Annotated in this window: 25 protein-coding genes and 1 tRNA gene; 10 read left to right on the top strand and 16 right to left on the bottom strand. The window is 62.1% G+C overall.

The window, feature by feature from the left end:
• The first annotated feature begins 206 nt into the window (after positions 1 to 206).
• Entirely contained in the window at positions 207 to 878 is a 672-nt protein-coding gene (locus tag ACWF6P_RS24465) for a TetR/AcrR family transcriptional regulator (protein ID WP_452622816.1), read from the top strand.
• On the opposite strand, the gene ACWF6P_RS24460 is transcribed toward ACWF6P_RS24465, so the two are convergent.
• Both ACWF6P_RS24460 and ACWF6P_RS24455 read right to left on the bottom strand, forming a co-directional pair.
• The gene (locus ACWF6P_RS24460; protein ID WP_452622815.1) at positions 829 to 1,563 is read right to left on the bottom strand and encodes an energy-coupling factor transporter transmembrane component T family protein; all 735 of its coding nucleotides are present in this window, start codon (positions 1,561 to 1,563) and stop codon (positions 829 to 831) included. The two genes, ACWF6P_RS24465 and ACWF6P_RS24460, sit on opposite strands and share 50 nt — an antisense overlap.
• Positions 1,560 to 3,599, bottom strand: coding sequence for an ATP-binding cassette domain-containing protein (locus ACWF6P_RS24455; RefSeq protein WP_452622814.1), 2,040 nt, complete (start codon positions 3,597 to 3,599; stop codon positions 1,560 to 1,562). Before ACWF6P_RS24455 ends, ACWF6P_RS24460 begins: the two co-directional genes overlap by 4 nt.
• A gap of 102 nt (positions 3,600 to 3,701) precedes the next feature.
• Here ACWF6P_RS24455 and dapB point away from each other — a divergent pair, with 102 nt between their 5' ends.
• Positions 3,702 to 4,466: a 4-hydroxy-tetrahydrodipicolinate reductase gene (gene dapB / locus ACWF6P_RS24450; RefSeq protein WP_452622813.1), complete on the top strand. Its 765-nt coding sequence runs from the start codon at positions 3,702 to 3,704 to the stop codon at positions 4,464 to 4,466.
• Positions 4,463 to 4,927, top strand: coding sequence for a hypothetical protein (locus tag ACWF6P_RS24445; RefSeq protein WP_283303888.1), 465 nt, complete (start codon positions 4,463 to 4,465; stop codon positions 4,925 to 4,927). Before dapB ends, ACWF6P_RS24445 begins: the two co-directional genes overlap by 4 nt.
• A gap of 34 nt (positions 4,928 to 4,961) precedes the next feature.
• On the opposite strand, the gene ACWF6P_RS24440 is transcribed toward ACWF6P_RS24445, so the two are convergent.
• The gene (locus ACWF6P_RS24440) at positions 4,962 to 5,618 is read right to left on the bottom strand and encodes a DUF3105 domain-containing protein (RefSeq protein ID WP_452622812.1); all 657 of its coding nucleotides are present in this window, start codon (positions 5,616 to 5,618) and stop codon (positions 4,962 to 4,964) included.
• A 48-nt stretch (positions 5,619 to 5,666) separates the two neighbouring features.
• A complete protein-coding gene (locus tag ACWF6P_RS24435; protein ID WP_452622912.1) occupies positions 5,667 to 6,614 on the bottom strand; it encodes a hypothetical protein in 948 nt (315 codons plus the stop codon).
• A gap of 204 nt (positions 6,615 to 6,818) precedes the next feature.
• On the opposite strand from ACWF6P_RS24435, the gene ACWF6P_RS24430 reads away from it, so the two are divergent.
• The gene (locus ACWF6P_RS24430; RefSeq protein ID WP_452622811.1) at positions 6,819 to 7,235 is read left to right on the top strand and encodes a DUF1801 domain-containing protein; all 417 of its coding nucleotides are present in this window, start codon (positions 6,819 to 6,821) and stop codon (positions 7,233 to 7,235) included.
• A 7-nt stretch (positions 7,236 to 7,242) separates the two neighbouring features.
• On the opposite strand, the gene ACWF6P_RS24425 is transcribed toward ACWF6P_RS24430, so the two are convergent.
• Positions 7,243 to 8,400: an isochorismate synthase gene (locus ACWF6P_RS24425; protein ID WP_452622810.1), complete on the bottom strand. Its 1,158-nt coding sequence runs from the start codon at positions 8,398 to 8,400 to the stop codon at positions 7,243 to 7,245.
• Between the two features lie 85 nt (positions 8,401 to 8,485).
• Here ACWF6P_RS24425 and ACWF6P_RS24420 point away from each other — a divergent pair, with 85 nt between their 5' ends.
• The 6 genes from ACWF6P_RS24420 to ACWF6P_RS24395 all read left to right on the top strand — a co-directional run bounded on the left by ACWF6P_RS24420 (position 8,486) and on the right by ACWF6P_RS24395 (position 12,690).
• Positions 8,486 to 8,608 carry a hypothetical protein gene (locus ACWF6P_RS24420; protein WP_452622809.1) on the top strand — a complete coding sequence of 41 codons (123 nt, stop codon included), beginning with the start codon at positions 8,486 to 8,488 and terminating at the stop codon, positions 8,606 to 8,608.
• Positions 8,609 to 8,618: 10 nt separating this feature from the next.
• Positions 8,619 to 9,071 (top strand): flavodoxin family protein, encoded by a 453-nt coding sequence (locus ACWF6P_RS24415; RefSeq protein WP_452622808.1) that lies wholly within the window; start codon positions 8,619 to 8,621, stop codon positions 9,069 to 9,071.
• A gap of 163 nt (positions 9,072 to 9,234) precedes the next feature.
• Positions 9,235 to 10,293: a Fe2+-enterobactin ABC transporter substrate-binding protein gene (locus ACWF6P_RS24410; protein WP_452622807.1), complete on the top strand. Its 1,059-nt coding sequence runs from the start codon at positions 9,235 to 9,237 to the stop codon at positions 10,291 to 10,293.
• Positions 10,290 to 11,591, top strand: coding sequence for an enterobactin transporter EntS (entS, locus tag ACWF6P_RS24405; protein ID WP_452622806.1), 1,302 nt, complete (start codon positions 10,290 to 10,292; stop codon positions 11,589 to 11,591). Before ACWF6P_RS24410 ends, entS begins: the two co-directional genes overlap by 4 nt.
• A complete protein-coding gene (locus tag ACWF6P_RS24400; RefSeq protein ID WP_452622805.1) occupies positions 11,588 to 12,430 on the top strand; it encodes a siderophore-interacting protein in 843 nt (280 codons plus the stop codon). Before entS ends, ACWF6P_RS24400 begins: the two co-directional genes overlap by 4 nt.
• Before the next feature lie 113 nt (positions 12,431 to 12,543).
• The gene (locus ACWF6P_RS24395; RefSeq protein ID WP_452622804.1) at positions 12,544 to 12,690 is read left to right on the top strand and encodes a hypothetical protein; all 147 of its coding nucleotides are present in this window, start codon (positions 12,544 to 12,546) and stop codon (positions 12,688 to 12,690) included.
• Between the two features lie 393 nt (positions 12,691 to 13,083).
• Here ACWF6P_RS24395 and ACWF6P_RS24390 read toward each other — a convergent pair whose 3' ends face one another.
• The 11 genes from ACWF6P_RS24390 to nuoL all read right to left on the bottom strand — a co-directional run bounded on the left by ACWF6P_RS24390 (position 13,084) and on the right by nuoL (position 23,988).
• Positions 13,084 to 13,299, bottom strand: a complete 216-nt coding sequence (locus tag ACWF6P_RS24390; RefSeq protein ID WP_452622803.1) for a hypothetical protein — start codon at positions 13,297 to 13,299, stop codon at positions 13,084 to 13,086.
• A 228-nt stretch (positions 13,300 to 13,527) separates the two neighbouring features.
• Positions 13,528 to 15,084, bottom strand: a complete 1,557-nt coding sequence (locus ACWF6P_RS24385; protein ID WP_452622802.1) for an ABC transporter permease — start codon at positions 15,082 to 15,084, stop codon at positions 13,528 to 13,530.
• Between the two features lie 65 nt (positions 15,085 to 15,149).
• Entirely contained in the window at positions 15,150 to 15,941 is a 792-nt protein-coding gene (locus ACWF6P_RS24380) for an ABC transporter ATP-binding protein (RefSeq protein WP_452622801.1), read from the bottom strand.
• 121 nt (positions 15,942 to 16,062) lie between these two features.
• A tRNA-Cys gene (locus ACWF6P_RS24375) sits at positions 16,063 to 16,133 on the bottom strand.
• Positions 16,134 to 16,236: 103 nt separating this feature from the next.
• A complete protein-coding gene (locus ACWF6P_RS24370; protein ID WP_452622800.1) occupies positions 16,237 to 16,863 on the bottom strand; it encodes a class I SAM-dependent methyltransferase in 627 nt (208 codons plus the stop codon).
• A gap of 20 nt (positions 16,864 to 16,883) precedes the next feature.
• On the bottom strand, positions 16,884 to 17,606 hold the full coding sequence (locus tag ACWF6P_RS24365) for a hypothetical protein (RefSeq protein WP_452622799.1): 723 nt from the start codon (positions 17,604 to 17,606) through the stop codon (positions 16,884 to 16,886).
• Entirely contained in the window at positions 17,603 to 18,187 is a 585-nt protein-coding gene (locus ACWF6P_RS24360) for an RNA polymerase sigma factor (RefSeq protein WP_452622798.1), read from the bottom strand. The genes ACWF6P_RS24365 and ACWF6P_RS24360 overlap by 4 nt, the downstream gene beginning before the upstream one ends.
• Before the next feature lie 30 nt (positions 18,188 to 18,217).
• Positions 18,218 to 18,901 carry a lysoplasmalogenase family protein gene (locus tag ACWF6P_RS24355; protein WP_452622797.1) on the bottom strand — a complete coding sequence of 228 codons (684 nt, stop codon included), beginning with the start codon at positions 18,899 to 18,901 and terminating at the stop codon, positions 18,218 to 18,220.
• Positions 18,902 to 18,905: 4 nt separating this feature from the next.
• The gene (gene nuoN / locus ACWF6P_RS24350; RefSeq protein ID WP_452622796.1) at positions 18,906 to 20,501 is read right to left on the bottom strand and encodes an NADH-quinone oxidoreductase subunit NuoN; all 1,596 of its coding nucleotides are present in this window, start codon (positions 20,499 to 20,501) and stop codon (positions 18,906 to 18,908) included.
• Entirely contained in the window at positions 20,498 to 22,102 is a 1,605-nt protein-coding gene (locus tag ACWF6P_RS24345) for an NADH-quinone oxidoreductase subunit M (protein WP_378545561.1), read from the bottom strand. Before ACWF6P_RS24345 ends, nuoN begins: the two co-directional genes overlap by 4 nt.
• Complete coding sequence (gene nuoL, locus ACWF6P_RS24340) at positions 22,096 to 23,988, bottom strand: NADH-quinone oxidoreductase subunit L (protein ID WP_452622795.1); 1,893 nt, start codon at positions 23,986 to 23,988, stop codon at positions 22,096 to 22,098. Before nuoL ends, ACWF6P_RS24345 begins: the two co-directional genes overlap by 7 nt.
• Position 23,989 lies beyond the last annotated feature (1 nt).

Raw genomic sequence — 23,989 nt, 5'->3', positions numbered from 1 at the left:
GGAGGGGCTGGTCAGGTGGCCGCTCGGGCACTGGAAGCCACGTGTGGCGGTAATCATACATATGGGTGTGCAGTTGTATGTTCACTTTCGCAGGCAGAGGGAAATTCGAGCTGTCCGGATGCAAATCTCGCCTGTGTTAGCCTGTGGCTCTTGGACTTCGAGCGCAAAGACATGGTTCGAGCCTCGTTCGAGCGAGGAAGTGGGCAGTGGCACGAAGGCGCGGGTGGGGCGGCAATCCACCGGACAGTGACGAAGATGCGTCTCGTCGCATTGTCGAGGCCGCGGTCGAGCTGATCGGACGGACGAGTTCGGAAATCAGCATCGGCGACGTCGCCGAGTCACTGGGCGTGATCCGGCAGACCGTGTATCGATACTTTCCCAGCGCCGACGCTCTGATGAGGGCAGCTGCGATCGCGTCGGTCGACGGCTATCTCGATCGACTGACCACGCACGTGAGCGGCATCGAAGACCCCGTCGAGGCGATGACCGAGGGTGTTGTCTACACACTGACCCAGGTCCACCGAACGCCCCATCTCGGCATCCTGCTCACAAGCACGAATTCGAGTCTTCACCCCGAAGGTCTGACCTCTCAGGAGGCGCAAGCCTTCGGAATGGCGATGATCACCCGCTTCGACGTGGACTGGCTGAGTTACGGATACGACGACGCGTCACTTCAGGAACTGGTCGAATACGTCCTGCGGACTATGCAGTCGTTTTTCCTCGCGCCCGGCGACCCGAAGCGGAGCGACGAGGAACTGCGGCGATACCTACGACGCTGGATGGGTTCCGCGATCATCGCGCAGTCGGGTTCGATGAAAAGTGACCCGGTCAGCGGAGAAGTATCGTCAAAGCGACCGCGCTCGCGCACGCAACAATGACGACGACCAAGGCGAACAGGTCGGCCAGCTGAGGGCGCTTGGGGTACGCCGCGATCAATCCGGTGCCCCCGCGAGCGGAGATCGCTTCGCCCATTTCGGCAGATCGCCGAATTGCCACCGACATGGTGGTGGTGATCAGGTCGACTATCGAGTTGTCGGCAGCGCTGTTCACCACAGCTTTCGGGCGCAGTCGCCGTGCGGCAACGAGCGTGAGCATCTCGTCGATCAACAGCGGAAGTGAACGAATGCAGAGGGCTGTCGCGATGGCCCACTCGTCGACGGGAATCTTGAAGAATCGAAGCGGTCGGCCCAGAGTGGCCAAGGCGGGGGCCACATCGCTCATCGACGTGGTCCACGCCAACATCAGTGAGACACAGAGCAATACAAGGCCGAAGGTCACGGCTTGCAGGTACAGGAACACCGCGTCGAGACCGATCGGAAGGTTGATCAATGCGCCGAGCAGAATAAGCGCCCACAACCACCACGGTGGGTGGGGAACTGCTGTCGGGGGAATGCGTCCGATCACCGCGGTCAGCAGCAGCAGTCCGAGCACGACGCCGATCGTCGGCCAGGACGGTGTCACAACCACCACGATGCTGACGAGTACGACGGCCACGATCTTCGTTCCGGCCCACAGTCGATGGACCGGAGAAGAAGTCGGAACTTCACGCAGGAGGGTGGTCATGTTGTCGATCCTTCCAAAGCTGCGCCGGCGGCCGGATCGAGTATGCGACCCTGCGACAGTCGAATCGTTCTGCTGCACACGGCATCCATGCCGTCGACGTCGTGGGAGATGACGACAACTGCGGTTCCGTTCCGACGAATCCAACGGAGCACGTTCAGGATTTCGTGGCGGCCGGGCGGATCGAGACCGGCGAGAGGTTCGTCGAGAATGAGCACTCGGGGTTGGCGGACGAGGAGACCTGCCAGCACTACGCGTCGCATCTGCCCGCCGCTCAACTCGTCGATACTGCGGCCGGCGATGTGACGGTCGAGTCCGACGGCGTCGAGCGCCCAGGACACTTGTACGGATCCGATCTCCGGACCACCGGCGGCCTCGATGTCCTCGGCGACGGTTCGGCGTTGCAATTGCAGCCGCGAATGTTGGAACGTGAGCCCGACGGTGCCTAGTTGGCGCGAGACAGGTTTGCCGTCGAAGACTGCGGTTCCCTTGCTCGGTGTGATCAGGCCGGCCATGATCCAGGCCAGAGTCGATTTACCGGAGCCGTTGCCGCCCAGGATCAGTAGCCCGTCCCCGTCGCTGATGGTCAAGTTCACCTCCGACAGTGCACGTCTCGACCACGGAGTCCGGTCGTTGTAGGTGTGCGTCACATCAGTGAGTTGGAGGACCGCGCGAGTGCCGGCCGGCCAGGGCGCGGCGGGCGGACCCGCAAACGTCGACGTCATCCAACCGGGTTGGTGGTCGATCTGCCGTCCGCGTTGCAGTTGAATCACCCGATCTGCCGCGCGGGTGTCGGCGTGGTGATGGGTCACGAGTACCACGGCCATGGGATGGCGTCGTGGAAGTTCGGCGAGGAGTGCGACCAACTCCTCCCGGCCGGCCTGATCGACCATCGCGGTGGCTTCGTCCGCGATCAGGAGAGCGGGGCGCCGCGCCAGAGCGGCAGCAACCGCCAGACGTTGCATCTCGCCACCGGAGAGCCCCGAGGTCTCGCGCATACCCATGCCGGCGAGTCCTACCTCAGCCAGCAGCGCATCGACTTCGGGATGCGATTCGGGAGGAAGCCCCCAGACGACGTCGTCCGCGACGCGGGTTCCGAGGATCTGGCTCTCCGGCCGTTGCAGGACGATGGCGGTTCCGCCGTGTCGGCCGAGGCCGGCGGACCCGGGTCTCGTCAGGCTCCCTACGGTCGGTGCGCGACCGGCGAGCAACCGGGTGAGTGTGGACTTGCCCGAGCCGTTGTGGCCGACGACGGTGACGAACTCTCCGCGCCGGACGGTGAAGTTGACGTCGACGAGGGCCGGCGTCGATGCACCCGGATAGGTGAAGCCCACATGATCGAAAGTCACCGGCAACGGATCGATCGGACGGTCGTCGGGTGTTGTCTCGAGCGGGTCGGACGAGGGGAGTGCAGCCAATCGATCGAGGACGGCGCCGAGGACAAAATAGGAGACGACGGTGCTCAGGACGATCCCGGAGATGATCGACGCGGCGATCCACAACCACCAGTAGTCGATGATCGAGCCGATGCTGTTCTCGATCCACTCGGCTGCCCCGACCAGCGAAGGTGCACGCTTGAAGATTGTGGCCACACCCAGCGCGGTGTTCTCGAGCGAGTTCAGGAACAAGTTGCGCAGGGGCGCGAGAACAAGCAACAGGACTATGGAGAACAACGCCAGCGCTGGCCCGATGACAAATGACGACAGCAATGCGGAGATGAAGCCGAGACCACGCCGCTTGACCGTGCCGATGATTCCGCCGAGGAGGGCGCACAGTGCCACCGCCCATGCCGATCCCGAACCGGCGGTGACAAAGGCGACCGCAGTAGCCGACACTCCGGCCGTCACTACCACACGGACCCGAAAGCGCTGGGCAACAATTCCCATCGGAACCGCGGCCACGAGGTTGAGGGCGCTGGCCATGGGGATGACCGTGGCGATGACGGACAACGCGACCGTGAATCCGGCCATGACGGCACCCGTTGCCAACTCGAGTGGTCGAAGGCTGCCGGTTTCGCGGACTTGCGGACGGTTGCTCACTACGTCCAGTGTGCCAGTGGTGACACAACTCCTGCCCGACTGATGGTGAGCGCATCAGCGCGATTGCGTAGGCTTCACCTCAAACAATGCATCGGACGGAGCGTGGAAGACGTGAGTGCAGCACCCATCAGGGTCGGGGTTCTGGGAGCCAAGGGCAAGGTCGGTCGAGCGATCTGCGAGGCAGTGGACGCTGCTCCGGATCTGGAACTTGTTGCGCAGGTCGACACCGGTGATCGCATCGAGACGTTTGTCGACACCCGCACTCAGGTAGTGGTCGACTTCACTCACCCCGACGTCGTCATGGGAAATCTGGAATTCCTCGTGGCCAACGGAATTCACGCTGTGATCGGCACCACCGGTTTCGACGAGTCCCGGCTCGCGACTGTGCAGTCCTGGCTCGACGCCCAGCCGGCAACGGGTGTTCTGATCGCGCCCAACTTCGCCATCGGTGCGGTGCTGTTGATGCGTTTCTCGGCTGCGGCGGCGCGCTTCTTCGATTCCGTCGAGGTCATCGAACTTCACCATCCCAACAAGGCCGACGCGCCTTCGGGCACCGCATACCGAACGGCCGCCTTGATTGCCGAGGCTCGCGCGGAAGCAGGCGTTGGACGCAGTCCTGACGCCACCACGACCGAACTCGAGGGTGCGCGCGGAGCCGACGTCGACGGCGTCCGGGTTCACTCCGTGCGCATGGCCGGGCTGGTTGCGCATCAGGAAGTGATTCTCGGAACGCAGGGTGAGACGCTGACCATTCGGCACGACTCCATCGATCGGAATTCGTTCGCGCCAGGCGTTCTGCTCGGTGTTCGACAGATCGGGTCGCATCCGGGTCTGACGGTCGGTATCGATTCCTTCCTCGATCTATGAACAAGACCACCCGCACCCTCGCGCTGATCGTTGCGATCTGTATCGCGCTCGCGGTGTACTTCGTGCTGCTCGGTCAGCGCGGAATCCAGCTCATCCAGGACGGCGGTGGCGCCGCAATCGGACTCGGGATCGGAGTGCTGATCCTGCCGTTCCTGGGGCTGTGGCTCGTCATCGCCACCCTTCGTGCGGGGTTCACGCACCAGCGTCTCGCACAGCAGATCCACGACGAGGGCCTCACGGTCGACGCGTCTTCGCTTCCGAAATTGCCTTCGGGTCGGATCGAGCGAGCGGCCGCCGACGAGTTGTTCGCTCAGATCAAGGTCGACTGGGAAGCAGATCCGGACAACTGGAAGCAGAACTTCCGGCTCGCTCGCGCCTACGACTACGCCGGTGACCGAAGCCGGGCTCGGGAAACCATGCGCAGGGCAGTGGAACTGGAACGTCGTTCGCGAGGCAAGTAGTTTCCTCTGCTGAGACCAGGGGATTGGTGAGGTGCTAGCGCTCCGGAACCGTTGTGGGAGAAGACGGATCCGGAGTGGTGGGGTCGAATGGCGGCGGGTTGTTCGGGTCGAAGCTCGTCACCGGCACCGAACACGTCGCGCCCACTTCGGGATACGTGTTCGGATTGACCCGCAATGCCGAGACGAATTGATCGATGCGAGCGTCCTCGGCGTTGTCGAGCTTGAGTTGACGGCCCCATGACTGCAGCGAGATCGGCGAATCCAGGGTCGGATACGGCGACATCAGTGTGTAGCTCATGCCCTCGACTCGCTGCGCCAAGCGGGTCTGATCCTCGCCCGAGACGAGGTCGGGGTTGTACGTGATCCACACAGCTCCGTGCTCGAGAGAATGGACCGCATTCTCGGTCCGAATCGCTTGCGGATAAACAACTCCGGTGCAGTTTGCCCAGACCGAATCATGACGGCCGCCGAAAGGCGGTGAATGTGTGTACGCCACACGTTCGTTCGAGCGTACATGTTGAGCGGCTGGGTAATCGACCGCGACAACTCCGTCGATAGCTTCGGACGGATCCGGGTTGTCGACGCTCGGAACGAACGCATCCGGACGAGGTGTTCCTTCGACGGAATTCGCGCACGAAGCCAGTGCGAGAACTGCCGAGATCGCCACTGTCGCTCGAAGTTGTTTGTTCACTCGGTCATGATAGCGGCGCCCGATCGCTTTCCCTGGGACGTGAATCGACTACGAGCCGAGAGAGCCGCTCGCTCCGCCGGAGAGTGCGATGTCACTGGCGCCGCGAAGAATTCGCAGCGGCGGCAACGGCCCTTGGTTTGCCTCGGAACCGCTGATCAGATCACCGACAGCGTCGAATGCGATCGCTTCACCTTGTGGCTCGTCGGGAAGGGGAACACGAATCGGTTTGGTGGTCAACGCTTTCACGACATCACCATCGGGAGCTGCATACAGGTAGACGTCCGTGTACGTGCGAAGCGCTACCACCGTGCCGTCCTTGCTCACAGCGCCGCCCGTGACGGCCATCGTGCCGGCATGAGGAACCGGCCCACCGGAAGTGAGGGTGGGTGTCATCCTCAGCTGGCCCACTTCGGCCAATATGGTCGGCGACGACGTACTCAGATCTTGAACATGCTGTCGCTCAGCGGTTGTGTAGACGACGCTTGCGCCGAAATAGTCCTTGGTGACGATGACGGGAAGCCCGTCGCCCTGAATCAACAGTGTCTCGGCGTCGTGCGCCCCGTCCGGATAGATCAGGGGGTAGGAGGCAGTGGTGCCTGAAGTCGGATCGAGTTCGATCAGCCCGATCGACGTTCGTACCGCGTTGTTGTCGCCGATGTCTGCCAGCCACAGATGGCCGTCAGGAGTCGACGAGAGATCCTCGACATCGACGCGCGGGCTGCCCACATTGATCCAGCGCTGAACTTCGCAGTTCGAATCGAGTTCGGCGACGCGATCGTCAGAGCCGCTGTCGCCGATTGCGTACTTCCCGGCCGCGGTGACGGTGAGTCCGGACAGCTCGGAAAGGCCCGCATTGGTGGGCGTGCACAGAGCGTCGAAGACGCGCGAGGGCTGTTGCGCCGCCGCCGGAGCAGCCTGAACACCGACGACTGCGGCGGTGAGAACAACTGAGCCGGCAGCCGCGTAGATCGAGTGGGCGAGCGCGCGATTCCACATCACGATGGAGTCCTCCGGGCCGAAGAATCGGGACTTAGTACCCAGAGAATACTGGACGTCCGTCTCGGTTTGTCCGAAAAGGGCAAGAAATGGTCTACACCTCGACATCGTGATGCGTCAGCGGTTCGCCGAATGAATGTGGTTGCCGGAGGGGATACTCGACTCACCGGAGATCGGCGACAACGAGCAGGAAGTGACGAAGCGATGGCGAAGAGTGATCCCGAAAAGCAGAGTGATCCCGAAAAGCACGGCGCAGACTCCCCGTCTCAGTTGATCGACAAGCGAATCGAGGAACTCGGAGACTGGCGGGGCGAGACGCTCTCGCGGATACGCACTCTGATCAAAGAGGCGGATCCGGATGTAGTGGAGGAGTGGAAGTGGCGAGGAGTCCCGGTGTGGTACCACGCCGGAATGATCTGCACCGGTGAGACTTACAAGAGCGCAGTCAAGGTGACTTTCGCCAAAGGCGCATCACTCGAGGACGCCTCGGGCCTCTTCAACTCCAGCCTCGAGGGCAATACGAGGCGGGCGATCGATTTTAACGAGGGTGAAGCCGTCAACGAAAAGGCGTTCAAGGCACTCGTTCACGCCGCGATTGCCCTGAACACCTCGAAAAAGTGACTCCCAGTCAGAGCTGATGTTCAGCGAGGTCGAACGCGCTGAGTAACGTGCGGAATTTTGTACTGGTCTCTCGCAGTTCGGTTTCAGGATCGGAAGAAGCGACGATGCCGCCGCCGGCGTAAGCCCGCGCGGACAGACCGTCTGCGGCGATCTCGGCGCAACGAATGGCTACCATCCACTCGCCGTCTCCGGTGCGGTCGCACCAGCCGATCGCACCGGCATAGAACCCGCGATCGCCCTCGGTTGCGGTGATGTGCTCGCGCGCAGCGTTTGTCGGTGTTCCGCAGACAGCGGGAGTCGGATGCAGCGCCATTGCCAGTTCGAGAGAGGTCAGGCTCGGGTCGGTCAGGACGCCTTCGATCTTGGTCCCGAGGTGCCACAATTGCGGTGTCCGAAGCAGTTCCGGAGCACTGGGTGCTTTGAATGACGTGCACAGCGGTCCGAGTATCGCGCTGATGGAATCGACGACAAAAGCGTGTTCGGTGAGATCTTTGGTCGAAGCGCGGAGTTGCTCGGCATTCGCCTCGTCCTGATCCGCACTCGGATGCCGTGCAATCGAGCCCGCCAAAGGGTGGCACGTGACGACGCCGCCTCGCCTTTCGATCAGAACCTCGGGCGTCGAACCGACCAGCGAACGCCCGCGGTACTTTCCTCCGGCGGGGGACAGATCGACGCAGAAACCGTTGTGCGCGTGATCGAGTGCAATCAGTGTCTCGGCCAGAGCGACGGGGAAGATCGCGGACTCGGCCTCGATGGTCAGGGAGCGTGCGAGGACAACTTTGTCGAGTTCGCCTGCTCGGAGAAGGGCGACGGCGCTGCGGACCCTGTCGGAGTGAATCTGCGGGCTCGGTTCGAATCCGGCAATCCGCGCCGTGGGGAGAGCTGGAATGTTCGGGTGATGGAGATCACCCCGGACTCGTGTGAAACTCAGTGGCGCGGTGAGGGCGGAAGGCGTCTCCGAAGAAAAAGGAAGGGCGCCGACGACCGAGTCGATACGCCCCGTTTTGAGAGCTTCAGCGGCGTCGAAAGCCGAGTCGAATTCTTCGATTACTCCCGAAGTGCGGATCGACGTTTGCCTACGTGAGAGCAGGAAAACGGAGTCCGATTCATCGTCAGTCCGGTTGTTGCGCAACGGGAATTCGGATACTTCGGCGAGTGCTGACATGGACACCCTTCCAGTTCGATCGGAACATCTGCTATGTTGAGGCTAGCCTAAGTTGGCACGGTGTACGTCGCCACGATTTCTGTCGATGAGGGCAGAAATCGCGGGTGGCGGACGCGTGCGTGTGCTCGAGTTTGTCCGCGACTTCGAGGCAACGGTCGTCGCTACCTACGGTGCGGTTTTGCGGCACGTTCGCATCGAATCGTCGTAGTGTCGGACTGGTGAAGACGCTCTTGGTGGTTCACCACTCACCCTCGCCTGGAACGCATGAACTTCTCGATGCTGTTGTGGCCGGTGCCCGCGATCCTGATATCGAAGATGTCGAAGTCAAGGTGATTCCGGCATTGGCTGCAACCGTGCCCGACGTATTAGGTGCAGACGGCTATATCTTTGGGACATCTGCGAACTTCGGATACATGTCCGGCGCCTTGAAGTATTTTTTCGACACCACCTACTATCAATGCCTTGGTGCGGTAGACGGCAGGCCGTACGGGTTGTGGGTTCACGGCAACAACGACACCGCTGGTGCGGTCGCTTCCGTGGACAAGATCGTGAAAGGACTCGGTTTGAATCGCGTAGCCGACATTCTCGAAAGTGCTGGCAGTGTCGACAGATCGGTCCGAGAGCGATGCTATGAATTGGGGGCAACGGTCGCTGCTGTCATGACTATCTGATCGATTGTGTGATTCTTCGCCGGTGGATTTCGCAAGAGAAATTTCCGGTCGTCGAGCTTCTTAGTTTAGGCTACCCATATTCAGTGAGTGCTGCTCCCAGCAGCCTCTAGTGGAACGCGCCGGTATTCGTGTGCCGGGTCACGTCACAAACTGAAGAATCCACATGGGAGACGGCTCAGTGCGAAAGAAGAGTGTAGGAGAAAGTAGGACAACCTCCACGCCACCGTTGGCGATACGGAGTTGGCGACGATTCGTGGCCATCGCAGGGTTGCTGATTGTCGCTCTCGTGGCGATGATCGGTTGCAGTAGCGATTCAAACGACGAACCGACCAAGGCTGCAGAGCCCACGACCCGCGTGATCGAAACCGAGAAGGGTTCGGTCACCGTGCCCGCGTCGGCGGAGCGCATCGTGGTTCTGAGCGGCGGACTCGCCGGATACCTGTACGCCCTGGACGCACCGGTAGTGGCCACCGATACTCGCGTCCTCGGTGTCACCAACTTCGAGGGCGGATTCCCGCCGGCATGGTCGGATGCCGCAAAGGCGCAGGGCACCAAGGAATTGCCTGCCGGCGAGCAGCTCAACATCGAAGCCGTCGCGGCAGCTGAACCCGACCTGATCATCGGCGGTGGACAGGGCATCACCTCGGTTCAGGCCGAGGAACTCTACGATCAGCTCACTGCCATCGCACCCACCGTCTTGGTCCCCAAGACGGTCGCCGCGTGGGACAAGCAGCTCGAAATCGTCGCCGACGCGGCGGGCCGTTCCGACCAGGTTCCGGCACTGATGAGCGCATACGAGGACAAGGTCAAAGAGGTCAAGGGCAAGATCAAGGTTCCCGAGGGCAACGTCGTCTACTTCCTCTCGGTCTCGAGTAACAAGCCGTACCTCGTTCCGCCGACGGCCGCGCTGCCCGCGATGCTCGCCGAGCTCGGCTTCAAGGCCGACGACGTCATGGCCAAGGCCGGCAACCCGCAGCTCTTCGGCTCAGGTGACTCGTTCGAGGTCAGCCCGGAACTGCTCTCGCAGGTCGCCGATGCGCCTGTCGCCTTTGTCATTCCGGTGTCCGGTCGCCCGATGGCCGAGCTTGCCACGGATCCGCTCTACTCGCAGTTGCCGTCCTTCAAGGCAGGCACGACGTTCGAGCTCCCCGCCAGCAGCTACCGTCCTGACTACGACGGCGCAATGGCTACTCTCGACCTGATCGGCCAGACCTTCGCATGACCCGATTCGGTGGGCTGGTGATCGATGTTTCACCCTTGCGGACCAGCCGTCCCTTCAGGTACGCCTTTTCCGCGCGATTGATCTCGCTGCTCGGGATCGGACTGCTTGTCGTAGCCGTTCCCGCGCAGACGTACCAGCTCACCGGGTCGACTTTGCAGGTTGCCGGAGTGTCCACGGCGATGGCCATCGCCATGTTCTTCGGCAGCCTGTTCGGCGGCGTGCTCGCTGATCGTTACGACCGGCGACGCACAATCCAATTGGCCCGCAGTGCTGCGGGTCTCGGCTTTGTCATTCTCGGGTGTAACGCGCTCTTGCCGCACCCGTCGATGTGGGTCATCTACGTCGCGGCCGCTGTCGACGGCTTGGCGGGCGGTGTCAGCAGCTCGGCCCTGATGGCTTTGATGCCGACGCTGTTGCCGCGCAACAAGATGGCAGCGGCCGGCGCGTTGGTTGCGCTGACCACGGACATCGGGACGATGATCTCGCCGGCAATCGCCGGTGTGATCATCGCCTCCGGCGGCATCCCCGCGACATATTTTGTTGCCGCCGTGGCCACCGCGGCAACCGTCACGTTGTTCCAAGCCATAGGCCCGTCGCCTGCACCGGGTACGAATCACGAAAGCCCGATGCGCGCGCTCGTGACCGGCGTGAAATTCGCCGGCACGCACACCGTCATTCGCGGCATCCTGATCAGCGGTCTGTTGGTCATGTTCGTCAGCGGGCCGATGGTGTTGCTGCCTGCCTTCGTCGACCAGGTCCTCGGCGGCGGACCCACCATGCTCGGTCTGCTCTACGGCGCACCGGCCGTCGGCGCCGTGATCGGTTCGCTCACCAGCGGCTGGACCGGACGAGTACGCCGCAACGGTGCCGCGATGCTGATCTCGGTAGCGTTGATGCCGCTCGGCCTCGTGGTTCTGGGTGCGTCGGGAGCAGCTATCGTCGCGTTCCTCGGTCTCGCCGGATTCGGCCTCGGACGCGCCCTCAACGACATTTTGAGATTTGCCGTCCTTCAACAGAACACGCCGGACGAATTGCGCGGACGCGTATCGAGTCTGTGGATGGTGCAGGCGGTGACGGGCACGGCGATCGGTTCGATGGCAGCCGGGTTCCTCGGGCAGTGGCTCGAGCCTGGCGCCGCGCTGCTGGCCTTGGGTCTCGCCGGTCTGACACTGGGCCTGGTGCTCCTGGCAACCTTGGGTTCGGTGCGCCGGGTAACTTCGGAGATCACCGAAGTAGATCACTCCGACATCACTGTGCCGGTGGGGAATGCTCCGCCGGAAAAGGAAGGTAGTTCATGAACCGAGGAGACCACCTCGCGACCATCGCCGAAGTGCTGGCGGGCAACACCGGTGCAAAAGTGCCGTACCCCATCGGTATTCGCGAACTCGAAGTTGTTCGCAGCGAAATGGTCGGATCAGGACTGCTGCGTCTGACCTTGGGTGGACCCGAGTTGCCGGGCTTCGAATCGCACGCACCCGACGAGCATGTCCGCCTCGTCTACCCGGATGCCGACGGCACTTTGCGACTGCCCGAACGAGACGGATTCAGCCTGAAGTGGCCTCGTCCGCTGCCGATCTCGCGTGAGTACACCGTCCGTCGCTACGACGCCGAAGCAGGAGAGTTGGACCTCGACTTCGCGCTCCACGAAGGTGGGTACGCCTCTGACTGGGCTCAGGCCGCAACGATCGGCACTCGGGTGCACGTGGCCGGGCCGCCCGGCGGCGTCGTGGTTCCGTGGACGTACGACCGCTATCTGCTCGCCGGCGACATCACCGCCCTTCCTGCCATTGCTCGTTGGCTCGAGATGATGCCCGCTGCTGCAGCAGGATGGGTGTTCGTCGAGATCACCGACCCTTCGCAGGAAATCGAACTCACCGTTCCGGAAGGCGTCGAGGTGCGATGGCTGCACCGCGGCGACGTCCCAGCCGGTCACTCGGATCTGCTCGAGCAGGCAGTGCGGACGGTCACCGTCCCCGAGGGCGAACGCGTCTACGCCTGGATCTCCGGTGAGGCCACCAGCCTCAAGCCGATTCGCAGATTCGTGCGCGACGAACTCGGATTGAGCTCGGGCGATCACCTGATCACCGGTTACTGGAAGCGCGGAGTCGCGGACTTCGACGAGGACGACGACAACTGAAAATCGGTAGCGTCAGCCTCAGCCCCAGCGCCAGTCCCAGCCTTCGACATCGTCACCGCGACAACGAGTCCGACAATCGCAGGCGATTGCCGCTACACCGAAAGTCATGGCGAATGCCGAGCGCCGGGGACGATCTGGCGATAGTGATGATTGCCGTGGTGACACCCACCCGGTCTGCCGCCGCGCGGGAGCGTGATCGCGAGCAACGTGGGACCGGCGCCGTACACGTCGCCACTCACCCCGACGTCTCGCTGCACTAGGGGGGTCCGGAAGAGTTGCGGCACTGCGTATATCGGATGGTTCAGTACCTCGAGAGGAGGGCTGGCAGTTACCGTCGGTCCGTACTAGGTGATGTGACGGTCGGGCCTATTTCTCGTCGATCATGACGCTGGTCACCAAAGAGTCTCTGCGAGCTGGGAGTTCATCTGCCGGACACATCCACGGTCCCCGTTTGAATGCCGGGTTTGTTAGCTTTCTGCCTGTGACGCGACGTCACGGAAAGTTCACGAATTACGGAGGATCACCATGGGTTCCATTTCGACGATCATCGGCATCTTCGAGCTCTACAAGCTTCTCGAGCCGCTGCTGAGCTCGCTGAGCTGATTCAGGTGTGAGATCCGCTGTCGAGCCGGGGCGCCGAGGGACTCGGCTCGTCAGCGGACCTCGACGATTCGGCCGCGATCAGGATCCGTGGAACGGATGTCGGCACCGGCAGAATTCCATCGCTCCGGTGTAGTGGTCCATTGCCAGTAATTCTGCGCACCGAGCGGGCTGCGGTGCGAACCTGAGGCAGCGCTCGATCCACCCGCGCTCCAGCGACGGTGCGGGATGTGTGCAGTTCGTGCATCGACCGGGACGTTCTGCGACACGAACGGAACCATGGTGCTCCGGGGGCATGCAAGCATCTTGGTGGTGTGAGGTCTCAACGACAATGGTTCCGCTCGAGCGGAAGCGATGTCACGAAAGCGCCGGCGGCGACGTGCGAGGACCGAGAATGGCTTGCCTGCGCTCCTGGCTACCTGACGATCCGAATGCACACTGCGTTCTTCGGTGTCAGCTGGGAATACTGCGCCGACACTCGGTCTTTCAAGCGTCGATCATGTGGTGGTAACCGCGAACAGAATCCGATCCGGCTCGCGTTGCATGCGGGTGATCGCGACGCGGCCGCCGACCCATGCACCAAGGGCGCCAATCGCAATAGCAACAGGGACGGCGCAATAGTTCACCGGGGTCGGCAGCAGCGCTCCGAGTAGCACCCCGGGCGCCGTTGTCGCGGCGAAGATGACGACGGCGAGGATGATCAGTCCAAAGGACGAGCCGTTGAAGGACCCGCGGGTATTGAGGGAGAACGTCTTCTTCATGTCCGGAACCGGGTACGGGGCCTTGGCGGATATCGCTACTGCCAGTCCTGCGCCGACTCCGATCATCGAAATGCCGACGGCGATCGGCACGGCCAGTCGGTCTGTCCCGAGGTCTCCGAAGACGCGCACGGCGGTCGTCGCGACGACCGCGAAGGGTGTCATCACGATTGCCCAGGCGATTTGTCGGCCCCGGACGTCGGCGGCAGCGGCTTCGGGGATCATCACCAGGTGCCACATCGATGCGCCGTCGAATCCGTACAGATTCGATCCCGCCGCCATCGCCAGGTAGATCACGAACCACGCACCCCATGCGGCGGAGAACGGAATCGACGACGAGACCAGCGGCCCGAAGCCGGAAAGCAGCGTCATGATGGCGACGGACAGCAGTTGCGTTCGTCGGCGCATATCTCCGCGCCAGAGCGAAAGCTCGCGGGAGATCACGGTGCCCAGTCGGGATGCGCGCCAACCGGTTCGAATGTCACGCCCCTCGTTCTTCAATTGCACGGAGGTGGCGCCCGCTGATTCTGCGACCTTCCCGTTGAAGTAGCGAACGACCAGGCGTTGCCATGACCACAGCAGTGCGAGATCGACCAGCACCAGGGCGAGTACCGCTCCGGTGGCGAGGAGCCAGGCACCACCCGCTGCTGCGTCGACACTAGTGATTCCCCACGCGAACGGTATCGAATGCGCGACCGTGAGCGGCCACGTGACATCGCCGTCCACGACCGTGGCGAGTCGACTCTGCAGCGGAAACTGCAGCAGATACAGTCCGCCGAAGAACGCACTGAAGGCCAACAGTGCCAGTTCGCGACTGCGCCGACTCCGTAAGAGCTGCGACATCGTCAGCGTCGCGACACGTGAGGTTCCGACCATGAGCAGGACCGTTGCGGGCCACGCCACAATGGCCAAGGGCAGTGCGGCAGAGTGGTGCGTCGCTGCATAGATCGGTATCGCTGCGGCAGCCAACGCGGTAATCGGCACTGGTATACCGATCAGCGAAGTTGCGAACAGTGCTCGGGCGAGTCGGGCAGGTTCCAGGGGGAGTAGTTGGAAATGGCGTGGGTGCAGATTGTCGTCCGAGAGACCGGACATGATCGGCATCAAGATCCACATCACGCCGATAGCTGACAGTGCGAGACTGGTTGTGCCACCAACGAGTTCGGGAGCATCGCCGCTCGTTCCCGAGGCTCGCAGGCACAGTAGCGTTGCCCCCAGAACCCCGAACAGCGCTGCAATGACCTTGAGTACAGCTCTTCCGCCGGTGAATTGGCGTTTGTAGAGGGTCATGCGCATTCGTAGGACTGTGCGCCACACAGAGGGCGACGTGTTCCGGTGTGTCGGTGAAAAGCTGGTGGTGGTCATGCGCGCATCCAGGACAGTCCGTCCGGATTGGGACTGCGGCTACCGACAAGACGAACGAATGCCTCGTCGAGTGTGTTGTCGCCCCGCACCTCGTCGACCGTTCCTGAGGCTACTACGCGACCGTCTGCGATGACTCCGATGTGAGTACACAGTTGTTCGACAAGGGCCATAACGTGACTGGAAAGAATGACGGAGCCACCTGAGTGGACGAAGGAGAGCAGAATGCTCCGAATTCCGGCCGAAGAAATGGGGTCGACAGCTTCGAACGGCTCATCCAGTACCAGTAGGCGAGGACCGTGCAACAACGCCGAGGCCAACCCGATCTTCTTCGTCATGCCCGCTGAATAGTCGGCGATGACCGTTCCACCTGCATCGGCAAGATCGAGAGCGGCCAACAATTCATCTCGGCGCGACGCGATGACGTCCTCGGGCATGCCGCGCAGGCGTCCGAAATAGGTGAGCAGTTCATTACCGGTGAACTGGGCGGGCAGCGCCAAACCGTCGGGCAGAACCCCAAGCAGACTTTTCGCTGCCACGGGGTCGTTCCACACGTCGTAGCCGTACACCAGGCTGCGACCGTAGTGCGGGCGGAGCAATCCGACAGCCATCGACAGGGTGGTCGTCTTTCCCGCACCATTCGGCCCCACCAGACCGAACAACGAACCCGAGGGCACCGCGAGCGAAAGGTCGTTTACAGCAACTTTCGCGCCGAACGCCATGCAGAGGTGTTCCACCTGCAAAGCCATCGGTCCGGGAGGTAACTGTCCTGTCTCGGGGAGAGGGTGCATCGATCGAGGGTAACTGTCCGGATTTCTGTCCACGGAGACGGAGCGGAGCGATGCAGGCTGCGTGCACCGAATGTCATTCGTAGGTGGCCGGTTGCGTCGTGAGGCGCTGGTTCGCAAGGGGAGCGGATGGCAGGACTCGAACCTGCGTGGACGGTTTTGCAGACCGCTGCCTTGCCGCTCGGCCACACCCGCACTGATCCAATTGTGTTCGTAGTGAACAACAATCGCCATGATTGTGATCAGGGTGAGTTGATCGCAGTGTGACGGGTTGCAGGGGCGGAAGGCAATTGCCGGGCTAGGGGCGCGAGAACACCGCGACGAGAAATTCGGAATTGTCCTTGAACGGGCGCAGATCCCACGTGGAGAGCAGCAGATCGGCCTCGAGGCCACTCGCGGTCGCGTCGGCGAGGAACTCGAGGAACTCGTAGCCGCGACCGGCGCCGAACCCGATGACCACTCGGCCGGTCGGAGCAAGATGACGAGCGAATCCGGCCAGTACTGCTTGCCTGGTGGACGGGGCAAGAAATGCCATCACGTTGCCTGCCGACGCGATGACGTCGAAATCTGCCTCGACACCGCGGGCCGGCAGATCGAGTTCGGCGAGATCGCCGACAAGCCACGTCGGGCCGGGATGGTCCTCCTCCGCGGCAGCGATGAGAACCGGGTCGACATCGACTCCGACAACCACGTGACCGACGTCGTGCAGGTAACCGCCGAGTCGGCCCGGCCCGCACCCTGCATCGAGAACCCGGCCACCGCGTCCGAGCATCGCGTCGATCAAACGTGCTTCCCCGACGATGTCCTTGCCGTCCGCCCTCATGGAACGGAAACGCTCGACATATCGTGTGGAATGCGTCGAGTCGGCTGCAGTGATCTCTTCCCACTGGCTGGGGATGCGCTCGTTCGGGGCGTGTGCAGTCATGTTTCGAGGGTACCGACAGCTCACCTGGTGCCGACGACCGTCCCGTCTGCGGCATATCCGACGAGGGTTGGTCGCGGGAAGGTGAGCGTCAATGGAATCCAACCGTAGAAGCGGTCTTCGGCAAGAACAGTCGGATAGATCTTGCCGTCAGCGGTGTGGAGTTCGGCTCGGACAGCACCTCCCGCCCCTGCGTCGTAGGTTGCCTCGTGCGGACCGGCAACCATGATGCCGGCTCCGCCTCCGAATGAATCTGCGCCGTAAAAGTCATCGCTAGATCTGCAGCCGTGTCCGAGGCTGATGAATTTCGACGGTCCAACCTTGTCGACGTCGGCTGACGCCTCGAAAACCGGGGCGACGCACCTCCATCCGTCCGCGCCGTGGGCAACGAAGACGCTGAACAGAGATCCGTCAGGTCCGGGAATGGACCCGACCCGCTCGGCGGTGGACGGATCGATTCCGCCGTTGGTTCCCGGCATGGTCTGCCAACCCGAGTACATGTCGGTGAACGGTTTCGGCATCATCACCGTGGCAGCAGTGCAGCCCGCCACTCCCGCAGCGCAGATCGCTGCGACGAGAACGATGACACTGACTCGGCGGCGCGGAGCTGTGGTTGCCCCAATGTTGTTTTCGGTAGCCATGATTCGGGTGCGGGCGGCATTTTGGACGTTCGCGGGCCAGAGTTCGACGGATACCGAATCGCTCGGCCGCAGCTTCTCGAGCGTGGTCAGCAGATCTTTGCTCATGGGGTACTCCCGTGTTCGGCGGCAGCGCAAGGTCGGGCGGTGTTCATCGGGATTACGGTGACGGATTCTGATGTCAACCCGGCGCGCAATCGACGCCGAGCGCGAAAGAGACGAACATGCATGGCCGGAACCGAACACCCGGAGACCCGCGCGGCTTCGGTGGCGGTCAACCCGTCCCAGGCAGTTAGGAGCAGGGCTTCACGTTCGGTGACGGTGAGTGTTGCCAGTGCTTCGAGCAGTTCCGTGCGTTCGGTGACAGTGACGTCGGCGCCCGGCGTCGATGCCGCAATCTGCTCGATGCGTCCCATCTTCTCGGTGAGCGCGTCAAGGCGCCGAACGCTGCGACGGTTGTTGTTCACGGTGTTTCGAGCCACCACCAACAGCCAGGGCAGTGCCTGGTCGGGAACTTCGTCCAAGCGTCGCCAGGCTACGAGGAAAGTCTCGGCGACAACTTCCTGCGCGCTGTGATGATCGACGTGGCGGTAGGTGTACGCGAACACACGGTCGGCATAGGCGTCCCACAGGGCGGTGAACCGCTCTTCGTCTCTCGGCGGCGGCTGTTCCTCGGATTTCGGGGTCATATGAAGAGATGTCCAGCTGGTTGCTGATCCTTACAGTCTTTGAGCTAATGGACGGTTTGTCGTATTACTCCGGCCGAGAACTCCGACTGTCAGAAGCAACAGAGCGAGGATGTACAGCGTCATGATCCAGATGCCCGCAGCGGCGGGCTGCCACTTGTTCGCCTGACCGAGCAGGATCAAGGCGTCGGAGACGAGGAAGAGAGCGCTGCCGATACCGGTGATCGTGTTGTACGCCAGTGCGGTTGATGCAGTTCCCACCAGGATTGCGGCGTACACGGGGACGGCAATTCGAAGTTCAGGTTCGAGACCGGTCCAGGTGTACGACACAAGAGCGATTCCAGCGACGGTGTAAGCGCACAGAAACCATGGCCGCCTTCGTATCTCCCGAAGAGCGCCGTGTGAGAGAAAGAATCGGATGAAGCAGAGGTGACCGATCGCGAAGGCTGCCATCCCGATGACAAACGTGGTCTCCCAGATCAGGAACAAATCTCCGAAAGCACAGGCAATCAGTGCCGCAGCCACAATTCGAGGTCCGCGTCGGGCGACAACCCAGGCAGCCAGAATCGGAGCGAGCATGACCTTGGTGATCCCGTCCCAGGGCGCAGCATCAGCGGCATTGAGGATCAGATGGACAATCGCTACCGCTGAAAACCCCACGAACCATGGCGACCGGATGGTGCTCGGCAGTCCGGCGTCGCAATCAGATTCACGCATCGGCTCAGTGTAGGAAGTCCGCTGCACGCTCGGCGAGGTCGAGCGCCGGCTGGGGGAGTATGCCGAGGATGAGCGTGACACCGGCGCCGAGGCCGATCACACTGCTGGTCAGTGCACTCGGCACCACGACGGTCGGAGCGTCTGCGGCCGATTCGGTGAAGAACATCAACACGATCACTCGCACGTAGAAGTACGCGGCGATCGCGCTGCACAGGACGCCGACGATCACGAGAGGTGCGGCGCCACCCTCGGCGGCCGCGCTGAACACGGCGAACTTTCCGATGAACCCACTGGTCAACGGGATCCCGGCGAAAGCCAACAGGAACAGTGCAAACACAACCCCGACCAGTGGTGAGCGCCGGCCCAATCCGGCCCAGCGCGAGAGCGTCGCGACCTCACCGTCTGCGTCCCGAACCAGGCTCACGACGGCGAACGCGCCCACGGTGCTGAATCCGTAAGCCAGAAGGTAGAACATCGCCGAGGCCAGGCCGGCGTCCGAATCCGCAACCACAGCGGTCAGAATGAATCCGGTGTGCGCGATGGCCGAATACGCGAGCATCCGCTTCATGTCGGTTTGCGTCACAGCGACGATCGATCCGACAACCATCGTGAGTATCGCGACCGCCCACATCAGTGGACGCCAGTTCACGTATTCGTTGGGCAGAGCCACATAGAAGACACGAAGGATGGCACCGAAGGCGGCGATCTTGGTCGCAGTCGCCATGAAACTGGTGATCGGCGTCGGTGCCCCTTGATAGACGTCGGGAATCCACGAATGGAACGGCACCGCACCGACTTTGAACAGTAGTCCCACGGCCACGAGTGCTGTCCCGAGCCACAGGAAGGCGTCGGTACCCGACCCGATGCGTGCTGCGTCGGCGATACCGGAGAGTGTGACCGTCCCGGCATAGCCGTACAGCAACGCGATTCCGAAAACGAAGAACGCCGACGAAAATGCCCCGAGGAGAAAGTACTTGAGCGCGGCTTCTTGGGAGAGCAGACGACGTCGACGTGCCAGACCGCACAGGAGATACAGAGGCAGTGAGAAAACCTCGAGCGCAACGAACATCGTCAGTAGATCGTTTGAAGCGGGAAAGAGGAGCATGCCGCCGACCGCGAAGAGCGTGAGCGGAAAGACCTCGGTCTGGGCGATACCGACCTTGACCGCTTCTTGTTCCGCAACACTTCCCGGGACGCTCGACGCTTGAGGGGTGAAACTGCCGAGCGCGTCGTGTTGCGCGATCACCTCGGCGGTGTTGCCCGAGCCTCGCTCGGCGATCAGCAGTACTGCGGGGATCGACACGAGAAGGATCGTGGCCTGCAGGAAAAGGGTCGGACCGTCGACCGCTACAGAACCCATCATCGCCGTCGACCGCGTGCCGGCGAGCAGAAGCACTGCCACGAATGCGGCCGCCAAGCCTGCGACACCGAGGACGAGTTGCACGGGGTATCGAAAACGCTGGGGTGCAAATGCCTCGATGAGTACGCCCACAATCGCAACACCGAACACGATCAACATCGGCGAGAGCAGGCTGTATTCGACACTGGGTGACGCCGTGCCGGCTGAGCCGAGGATGGTCACGTCGTTGAAGGAACTCATTTGTGGGCACCTCCTTCGTGGTCGGCGACGAGCGGGGTCGGCGCCTCGTCGACCGCTGTGTGACTCACTGCAGGAGTGATGACGTCCAAGGCAGGCTTGGGGTAGATGCCCAGTAGCAGCAGGAGAGCGATCAGAGGGGCGACCACCACGAGTTCGCGTCGAGCGAGGTCGCGGATCGTTCCCTGCCCTTCCTTCACGGGTCCGCCCATCATGCGCTGATAGAGCCAGAGGATGTAGATCGCGGACAGCACGAGCGCGGCGGTGGCTGCGATAGCGGCCACGTGGTAGCGCGAGTACGTTCCGATCAGCACCAGGAACTCACTGATGAACGGAGCCAGACCCGGCAGCGACAGCGTTGCCAACCCCGCAACGAGGAATGTGCCTGCCAGGACGGGTGCGACTTTCTGGACGCCGCCGTACGCTGCGATCGATCGAGTACCTCGCTGTGAGACGAGGAATCCCGCGATCAAGAACAGTGCCGCAGTGGAGACTCCGTGATTGACCATGTACAGCGCGGAACCCGCCTGGCTCTGGCTGGTCATCGCGAAGATTCCGAGAATGATGAAGCCGAAGTGTGAGATCGACGTGTAGGCGATCAGTCTCATCACGTCTGTTTGCGCGATCGCCAGTATCGCCCCGTAGACGATCCCGATCACGGCGAGCGTGATGATCCACGGTGCAAAAGTCGACGACGATTCCGGGAACAGTTGAAGGCAGTACCGAATCATCGCGAAGGTGCCCACCTTGTCCACGACCGCCATCATCAACACCGCTGTCGACGGAGTCGACTCCACCGCAGAGTCGGGCAACCAACTGTGCAACGGCCAGAGAGGTGCTTTCACCGCGAACGCGAACATGAATCCGAGGAACAAGGCGTTGAGCACCCCGGGGCCCACGCCGAGTTCACCGCTGCTTGCCGCTGAGGCGATCGCCCGGAAGTCGAAAGTACCGCTGGTGAAGGGACTCTCGTCGCGAGTGGTGACCACGTACAGACCGATGACGGCAGCGAGCATGACCAGGCCACCGAGGAGGTTGTAGAGCAGAAACTTCACGGCGGCGCGCGATCTACCAACTCCACCGAACCCGCCGATGAGGAAATACATCGGTATCAGCATCGCCTCGAAGAAAATGTAGAACAAGAGAATGTCCAAGGCGCTGAACGAAATCATCACCATGGACTCGACAACAAGGATCAGGGCGAAGTAGGTGTGCGGCATTCTCTTGGGTGATGCCGGGTCTGCCGGGACGTCATTCCAGCCCGCGATCAGAAGTAATGGAACCAGCACGGCGGTGAGAAGAACCAGAACGAGAGCGATCCCGTCGAGTCCAAGTGTGTAGCTGGTACCGAAAGCCGGTATCCAGCTGTGGCTTTCGACAAACTGAAATTGTTCGCCGCCGCGGTCGAACGCAACTCCGAGAACGGCGGCGACCACCAGGACCGCCACGGACACAGTCAACGCGAGAGACTTGGCAAATTGGTACGACCGTGCCGGTAAGGCGAGGACTACACCCGCTCCGATGAGCGGAAGCAGCCAGAGCACCGTCAGCGCAGGGAAGCCGGCATTTGTCACAGAGTCGCTCACCGCCGCTTCGATCACCACAGTGTCACCGCCATCATTGTCGCGACCACGAGTGTTGCTCCGACAAACATCACCAGCGCGTACGAGCGAACAAACCCGGTCTGCAGCTTCCGCGTGAGCGCAGATAACCCGGTGACTACCACCGCAAAGCTGCCCACCACGCCGCCTATTCCCTTGGTGTCGATCACTTCCAACGACTTGGTGAGTTGTCGACCGGGCTTCATGAACACCGCCTCGTTGAAGGCATCGCCGTAGAGATCGTGGCGAGCCGCAACGGTCAACGGGGAGGCCGGAGTCGGCGGCGCCAGTGGAATCTCACGGGTGGCGTACTCGTGGTAAGCAATCGCGACGCCCGCGGCAACTGCGAGCAGCGCCAGCGCGGTGATGGACCATGCTGGTATGGGCGGTTCGACGTGATGGGAGCCGACTACTGGTTCGAGCCAGTTCTGCAAGCTGGACCCGATGGTCAGGAGCATGCCGGCCCCGACGGACCCCACCGCCAAGATGATCATCGGAGATGTCATCACCGCGGGAGATTCGTGAGGTTTCTGGTCTTCCCAGCGGGCCTTCCCGAAGAAGGTCATCAGCATCACACGGCTCATGTAGAAGGCAGTGAGCGCTGCGCCCAACAGGGTGACAAGGCCCAGCACGACACCCTTCACGCCGCCCTCGCCGATCGCAACTTCGATGATCTTGTCCTTGGAGAAGAACCCTGCGAACGGCGGAACACCGATGATGGCAAGGTAACCGAGTCCGAAGGTGACAAAAGTCAGTGGCATGAACGCTCGGAGTCCGCCGTAACGCCGCATGTCGGTCTCGTCGTTCATCGCGTGCATCACCGAACCTGCGCCGAGGAACAGACCCGCCTTGAAGAATCCGTGGGTGATGAGGTGCAAAATCGCGAAGGCATACCCGGCCGGACCGAGACCCGCGGCCAGGACCATGTATCCGATCTGGCTCATGGTCGATGCGGCGAGGGCTTTCTTGATGTCGTCTTTCGCGCAGCCGATGATCGCACCGAACAAGAGCGTCACTGCACCGACGATGACAACCACGAGCTGAGCGTCGGGTGCGAGATCGAAGATCGGATTCGAGCGCACGATCAGGTACACACCGGCAGTGACCATCGTGGCGGCGTGGATCAGTGCCGATACAGGGGTGGGGCCCTCCATCGCGTCGCCGAGCCACGACTGCAGCGGCACCTGCGCCGACTTCGCGCACGCAGCGAGGAGGAGCATCAGACCGATCGCCGTCAGGACACCTTCGCTTGCGCCGGACGCGTCGCCGAAGACGTTGCTGAACGAGAGCGATCCGAATGTGCTGAACATCAACATCATTGCGATCATCAAGCCGATGTCGCCGACACGATTGACGACAAATGCTTTCTTCGCCGCGGTCGCCGCCGATGGCTTGTGCTGCCAGAATCCGATGAGCAGGTACGACGCCAGACCGACGCCTTCCCAGCCGACGTAGAGTCCGAGGAAATTGTCGGCGAGCACCAGGAGCAGCATCGCTGCCAGGAATAGATTGAGGTACGCGAAGAACTTACGACGCTCGGGGTCGTGCGCCATGTAGCCGACGGAGTAGATGTGGATCAGCGAACCCACACCCGTGATGAGCAGGACGAAACACATCGACAGTTGGTCCAGCTGTAGTCCGAACTCGACTTGAAGACTGTCGACCGGGACCCAACTGAACAGGTGCTCGGTAACGGTGCGGTCGGCGGTGTCGCGGCCGAGCATCGCGATGAAAAATACTACTGCCACGACGAACGACGCGAGAGCCATGACGCAGGCGAGCAGGTGACCCCACACGTTCGTGCGGCGACCGGCCAGCAAAAGAACAGCGGCGCCGCACAGCGGCAGGGCGGGGAGCAACCAGATGGCGGACGTGATTCCTCCTGACATG

This window comes from Rhodococcus sp. NPDC055024, assembly GCF_053608585.1.
The sequence above is the reverse complement of the archived record's forward strand: the minus strand, read 5'-3'. Positions and strand labels throughout refer to the sequence as shown.